The organism is Wolbachia endosymbiont of Drosophila tsacasi (assembly GCF_028982115.1).
Taxonomy (GTDB): domain Bacteria; phylum Pseudomonadota; class Alphaproteobacteria; order Rickettsiales; family Anaplasmataceae; genus Wolbachia; species Wolbachia pipientis_B.
On sequence record NZ_JAPQLJ010000015.1, the window covers coordinates 1 to 3,107 of the forward strand.

General features: G+C 35.7%; 5 protein-coding genes. 2 read left to right on the top strand and 3 right to left on the bottom strand.

Translation table 11 applies throughout. The annotated features are described in order from the left end of the window. Positions 1-89 precede the first annotated feature (89 nt). Positions 90-392 (top strand): hypothetical protein, encoded by a 303-nt coding sequence (locus tag OZD70_RS00955; protein WP_275020277.1) that lies wholly within the window; start codon positions 90-92, stop codon positions 390-392. A gap of 286 nt (positions 393-678) precedes the next feature. Beyond that, positions 679-1,242: a methylated-DNA--[protein]-cysteine S-methyltransferase gene (locus tag OZD70_RS00960; protein WP_275020279.1), complete on the top strand. Its 564-nt coding sequence runs from the start codon at positions 679-681 to the stop codon at positions 1,240-1,242. Here the strand turns inward: OZD70_RS00960 and OZD70_RS00965 are convergent. The 3 genes from OZD70_RS00965 to OZD70_RS00975 all read right to left on the bottom strand — a co-directional run bounded on the left by OZD70_RS00965 (position 1,213) and on the right by OZD70_RS00975 (position 2,714). Further along, positions 1,213-1,584 carry a helix-turn-helix domain-containing protein gene (locus tag OZD70_RS00965; RefSeq protein WP_275020281.1) on the bottom strand — a complete coding sequence of 124 codons (372 nt, stop codon included), beginning with the start codon at positions 1,582-1,584 and terminating at the stop codon, positions 1,213-1,215. The two genes, OZD70_RS00960 and OZD70_RS00965, sit on opposite strands and share 30 nt — an antisense overlap. Positions 1,585-1,618: 34 nt before the next feature. Then, on the bottom strand, positions 1,619-1,951 hold the full coding sequence (locus tag OZD70_RS00970; RefSeq protein WP_275020283.1) for a helix-turn-helix domain-containing protein: 333 nt from the start codon (positions 1,949-1,951) through the stop codon (positions 1,619-1,621). 103 nt (positions 1,952-2,054) lie between these two features. Then, positions 2,055-2,714 (bottom strand): JAB domain-containing protein, encoded by a 660-nt coding sequence (locus OZD70_RS00975; RefSeq protein WP_275020285.1) that lies wholly within the window; start codon positions 2,712-2,714, stop codon positions 2,055-2,057. Positions 2,715-3,107: the final 393 nt, after the last annotated feature.

The following is a 3,107-nucleotide window of genomic DNA, read 5'->3' on the forward strand; positions in this document are numbered from 1 at the left end:
TTTTTGATCAAAAAGGCACGAGAATTTGGCTATACTTTAGTGCAACAAGAGGAGCTAGTTAAGGAAGTTTCTTAGAAGGAGGGCAGAAAGTGGACTTGGTTCTGTTAAGATCTGTGGAAGCGAGAGATGGTACCCATCCAATTGTAATAGAGTTAAAGTTTGCTGGTACTGGAGAGCTACAGCGAAAAATTGTAGAAGCAAATACTCAGCTAGGTAGTTATTTTAATGCTAGAGGATATAAGCGTATTACCGACGGGGATACAGTAGTTTTAACGTACGCCATCTTCAATGATCGTGCGCAGAGGCCAAATACTCTTATATCAGTTAAGGATGTTCTTCGTATAAAAGACAACTTAGGGCATAGTTCTGCAGATGATCTTCCTGGTAGATAAGGGTTATTGAGAGTTTATGTGTCAAATCTAGTGGTATAATGCTAATATATGGTTAAGAGTGTGGTAGTAAAATATATAAAAATTTACTATAAGTTTTCCTTGAATTTTCTTTTTACTTTAAAATTAATTATTGTTAACCTAGTATCATATGTTATTAAAAACTCAAATAATATAGTCACTTCCAGCAACCAAAACCGCTGCGGGGTGGATTGGTCTTGCGTAGCGTTTGAACTCTTTAATTTTAATATAAATCAATTTAAACTGTATCAGTACTGATTTCTTAAGTATGGCTAAATATCAGGTTATAACACCTGGAAAAAATAAAGAATCTATCGATATTTTATATGGTTACCACTCTACTATTTTTGGAAAAGCACTTATTGGAGTTACAACACAAAGCATCTGTCACCTTTCTTTTTGTGATTTTGAAACTTCAGCTATTAAGATACTTGAAAAAGAGTGGCCACAAGCCTACCTGAAAGAAGATAGGCTAACAACGGCAAAAATTGTACGCAATATTTTTAACACACAAATACCTGAGAGATCATTTTCTTTGCTTGTTAGAGGAACAGACTTTCAAATTAAAGTCTGGCAAGCATTGATTTCGATTTCCACAGCTACAACAACAAGCTATGCCAATATTGCTCATATAATTGGTAAGCCAAAGGCCATACGTGCTACCGCAAATGCAATTGCTAACAATCTAATTTCCTACTTAATACCATGCCATCGTGTTATTCGTAAGTCTGGAAAAATTCATAAGTACCGCTGGGGAGTAGAACGCAAGAAGGCTATTCTTGCTTATGAAGCACTACTATACCTATCTATTAGTAAGAGCCTTTATCACTGAATGAATAATATCACGCAACGTTCCATCCTTAATTTTCCTGTATTCCCTCACTAGCCTTGATATTTCTTTACTACTTGTATCGCTATGGAAGGCCTTATCATGTAAATCCTCAGAGGCTTTTGTAAAAAAATATGACATATCAACTGACAAAGCTTCTGCCAAATTATACAACCTATCAACTACAAGCCTTACTTCTCCAGTTTCATATCCTTGTATATGCTGAAATGAAATTCCAAGCTTTTTTCCTAGGGCTCTTTGGCTAAAGCCACACATTAGCCTTCTTTTTCTTATTCTTTCCCCTATTTGTTTATCAATAGGATGTTGTTCAGCTTGCGTGATCATTCATTAATATCTTAACTCATATATTAAGGCAATACTAACTTTCATTGTAACTTTGAGAAAAAGATTTTACTAACGTATAAACTACACTACGTAATCTTTTGCTCTTAATTTCGTTATATCCTTTGACTAATTTTAGTATTTCTTCGTCGTAAGCTTCATGTAAGCCTGTATGCACATCAGTAAAAAAATCAGCGACATTAATCGATAGAGCTTTTGCTAAGTCATATAGTCTACTGGCTGAAATGCAATTTGAACCATTTTCGTACCTTTGTATCTGCCTATATGAAACACCTATTCTTTTTCCTAACTCAGTTTGTGTTAAACCACAGTATAACCTAAGTTCCTTTATTTTTTTGCCTAATTCCACTTTTTATTACTAATTTTAGCTGTTCAAGCTTATATTGAATTTTTTAATTTATGAAGTGGAAAAAAAGAAGGAAAGCTAGAGAACTTTCCTTCCGGTCTACAGATTACAATAAACCACTGTCATAAAAACTAAAATGGCTCTTCTGTGTTACGATTATATGATCTATTAATTTCATTCCTACATTTTCACAGGTTGCAGCTAATGTAAGTGTGTTATCTTCATCCTCTTTAGATGGCTCTATATCTCCACTTGGATGATTATGTGAAATTGCAACAGATGATGCGTCAATCAGTAATCCCTGTTTTATTATTTCCCTCACATATAGAGGCACTCTATCTATAGTTCCACAGTCTTGAACATACTCATATATTAAATGACCACTTCGATCTAAGTATACCACTCGTAAGCTTTCCTTTCGTGACTGTCCTATTGCTGCTTTAAAGTATTTTAGTAGCTCTTCTCTATTATCAAGAATCGACAGCTTTTTTAACTTACCTTTCAATATCCTATCGAAAATCTCTTTCAGGCAAAAGATATTTGCTATTGCTCCATCGTTCATTCCTGTAACATTTTTTAGCTCGTGAAGATCAGCATTAATTACCCTTCCTAAACTACTAAAGAGCTCCATTAGCTTTTTGGCAACTTCTCTTCCTTCTGTGTATTCAGATAGATTACGTTCCAGTAGCTCATGGTCAAGCAAAGACCTACCTCTGCTTGATAGAATACGAGTTTCTAATTTCTCTTTTCTCTCACTATTATTCATAAAAACCTCCAAGATCAACATTATATACAAATTCAACGCCAGCTTTCTGACGCAGTAGTTCTCGAGGAATAACCCTCTTGAACTCTAAATTTGCAATGTTGTCCTTGTTGCTTGGGCACTGGGATGACAAAAAAGGGGCTACTCTGATGACGAGAAAGGGGCTATTCTGATGACACCGTCATAAAGGAACCAGTGTCAGCTACTTTCATGACATCATTCTTTTTCCTGGATCCCAGTGCCTCATTCCCCTGTCATCCCAGTGCGTGACACTGGGATCCAGGTTGGATACTGAGTTGATGAGTATAAAAGTACAGCTAACACGTCATACCGCCATGGTATCTCTTAGCCGTAACCTTACCCAGAAAAAGTAGAGAGGAAGTTAAGACGTTTTTG

Bases quoted from the DNA above. Each gene is read 5' to 3' on its own strand.
- OZD70_RS00960 (WP_275020279.1), top strand. From the start codon at position 679: ATGGCTAAATATCAGGTTATAACACCTGGAAAAAATAAAGAATCTATC.
- OZD70_RS00965 (WP_275020281.1), bottom strand. From the start codon at position 1,584: ATGATCACGCAAGCTGAACAACATCCTATTGATAAACAAATAGGGGAA.
- OZD70_RS00975 (WP_275020285.1), bottom strand. From the start codon at position 2,714: ATGAATAATAGTGAGAGAAAAGAGAAATTAGAAACTCGTATTCTATCA.